3 protein-coding genes and 1 pseudogene are annotated in these 2,584 nt (G+C 71.7%); 2 read left to right on the top strand and 2 right to left on the bottom strand.

All coding sequences use genetic code 11. The annotated features are described in order from the left end of the window. Nucleotides 1–227: 227 nt before the first annotated feature. On the bottom strand, nt 228–803 hold the full coding sequence (locus VE546_RS13625) for a TerD family protein (protein WP_324922027.1): 576 nt from the start codon (nt 801–803) through the stop codon (nt 228–230). A 201-nt stretch (nt 804–1,004) separates the two neighbouring features. Here VE546_RS13625 and arfB point away from each other — a divergent pair, with 201 nt between their 5' ends. Next, nucleotides 1,005–1,433, top strand: coding sequence for an alternative ribosome rescue aminoacyl-tRNA hydrolase ArfB (gene arfB / locus VE546_RS13630; RefSeq protein WP_324922029.1), 429 nt, complete (start codon nt 1,005–1,007; stop codon nt 1,431–1,433). Nucleotides 1,434–1,644: 211 nt separating this feature from the next. After that, complete coding sequence (locus VE546_RS13635; protein ID WP_324922031.1) at nt 1,645–2,133, top strand: hypothetical protein; 489 nt, start codon at nt 1,645–1,647, stop codon at nt 2,131–2,133. Nucleotides 2,134–2,248: 115 nt separating this feature from the next. On the opposite strand, the pseudogene VE546_RS13640 reads toward VE546_RS13635, so the two are convergent. After that, nucleotides 2,249–2,584 (bottom strand): annotated as a pseudogene (locus VE546_RS13640) (serine protease); the annotation flags it as partial.

The raw sequence follows: 2,584 nt of genomic DNA on the forward strand, positions 1-2,584 counted from the left end.
CGAGGAGTACCGGTCGGTGGCGTGCCGCCTGGGACGGCACCGGACGTGCCGGGACGGCGAGGAGACCCAGCCGCCGTGCGAGGGCGTGACCGTGCTGCGCTGCTCCTGCCCCTGCCACCGGCGGGACGGCGACGCCTGACCCGGGGGTGGCCCGGAGGAGGGAACGGAAAGGGCGCCCGGTACCGCCTTCGCAGTGCCGGGCGCCCTCCGCGAGACGTCGGCGACGATCAGACGTTGACGCCGAAGTCCTGGGCGATGCCCACCAGGCCCGAGGCGTAGCCCTGGCCGACCGCGCGGAACTTCCACTCCGCGCCGTTGCGGTACAGCTCGCCGAAGACCATGGCCGTCTCGGTGGCGGCGTCCTCGCTCAAGTCGTAACGGGCGATCTCGGTGCCGCCGGCCTGGTTGACGATGCGGATGTAGGCGTTGCGGACCTGGCCGAAGTTCTGGCTGCGGGTCTCGGCGTCGTAGATCGACACCGGGAAGACGATCCTGTCGATGTCGGCGGGCAGCGCGGCGAGGTTGACGTTGATCTGCTCGTCGTCACCCGCGCCCTCACCGGTGCGGTTGTCACCGGTGTGGACGATCGACTGGTCCGGGGTGGACTTGTTGTTGAAGAAGACGAAGTGCTGGTCCGAGTAGACCTTTCCGTCGGCCTTGACCGCGATGGCGCTGGCGTCCAGGTCGAAGTCGGTGCCGGTGGTCGTACGGACGTCCCAGCCGAGGCCGACCGTCACGGCGGTCAGGCCGGGGGCCTCCTTGGTGAGCGAGACGTTGCCGCCCTTGGACAGGCTTACAGCCATGGGGATGCCCTTCTGTGGTGTTTCCGTGCTGGCCGGATGCCCGGCCCGTTGTCCGGTCTGTTGTCCTACCCCCTCCAACGCTTTCGGCGGGGAGTGGGGTTCCACGATCCTTTGCCTTCTTTACCTTCTTTGCCAAGCGACCGGGCCGGGGAGCCGGAAAACGCCGTGACGCCCGTCCCGGCGGGCGGGATCATGGAGGGCATGTCCGGGCCCTATGTCATCCGTGGCTCGGTCTCCCTGCCGGAGGCCGAGCTGATCTGGCGTTTCTCGCGTTCGTCCGGGCCCGGCGGCCAGCACGTCAACACCTCCGACTCACGGGTCGAGCTGCGCTTCGACCTCGCGCGGACCGAGGCCCTGCCCCCGGTGTGGAAGGAGCGCGCGCTGGAGCGGCTCGCGGGGCGGCTGGTGGACGGGGTGCTGGTCGTACGGGCCTCCGAGCACCGCTCCCAGTGGCGCAACCGCGAGGCCGCGGCCGTGCGGATGGCCGCGCTGCTGGCGGAGGCGACGGCACCGCCGCCGCGCCCGCGCAAGAAGAGCAAGGTCCCGCGCGGGATCAACGAGCGGCGGCTGCGGAGCAAGAAGCACCGCGCCGAGATCAAGCGCGGACGCTCCGGCCGGGACTGGGGGTAGGGCGCCTTCCCGACGGCCGGCGACGCGGCGGCCGGGGAGGCATTCGTGCAACCGTTCGACCTGGAACGGCGTCTCACACCCGGTGATCACGGGTGAGCACCCGCGGTGACCGCAGCCCGGGAAGATCCCCCGGCCGGGTCGGACGGCCCTGAGCCGGGAAACCGGCCGCGCCGTACGCAGAGGCCGTACGCCCGAGGGAGGTGACCACCGCGTGTCAGCCCTGGCAGTCCCGTTGACCCTGCTGGGCGTGGCCGCTGTGCTCACCATCCCCGTGTGGCTCATCGCGGTCGTCGTCAAGCTCGTCTCCGTCGCCCTGCCCAGGCGCCGCGCAGACTGGGCCGTGGACCTGCTGCGCTGGGGTGCGGTCATGGCGGCGGTGGCAGCCGCCGACATCTACCTGATCGGGCTCGGTCTGGTCCGGTTCGCGGTGAGCCAGTCCGAGTCCGGCGCGGACTCGGCCCCCTCGCCCTTGTGCCGCGACGAGATGCCGGGCGCCATCGAGCGCATCGCCGGTTACGAGCCGTCCTACGTCCCGCTGGGGTTCGACTGCGTCCTGGACGACGGCACCACCTACCCGGGCAGCGGCGTCTACGCCTGGATGAACGGACTCGTCCTCGCGTTCGGCCTGGCCGCCGTCGTGCTGAGGTGGGCGGGTCGGTACGTGGCCGAGCGCCGCGCCGGGGCACAGGACGGCGCATGACCGCCTTCGGGCCGGGACGGTCAAGCTCGGGAACCGGAACCGGAACACCGCCCGCCCCGATCCCGTACGGGACCGGGGCGGGCGGTGGTGTGCCGGCGTGGCCGACACGGCGGGGTCACGCCCGGCGACGCGTGACGAAGAAGATGGCGACGGCAGCGGCGGCGATGACGAGCACCGCGGCGCCGATGCCGATGGGCACCCACGGCGGCCCGTCGCCGCTGCTCTTCTCCTGCGCGCCGGCCCGCTTCTTCCCGGAGTCGGAGGGAGAGGCGTCGGAGCTCTTCGCGTCCCCGGAGCTGGGAGAAGGGGACTTCGAGGCTTCGAGGGAGGCGAAGTACTTGGAGAAGAGCGGACTCTCGTCGGCCGGGCCGGGGTCGCCGTCGCCGTCGATGAGGACCTGTGCGGGCCTGACGATGCCGTGGCCGAGGTACATGCTGGGCTTCTCGCCCCT

This window comes from Streptomyces sp. (genome assembly GCF_035644915.1).
Taxonomy (GTDB): domain Bacteria; phylum Actinomycetota; class Actinomycetes; order Streptomycetales; family Streptomycetaceae; genus Streptomyces.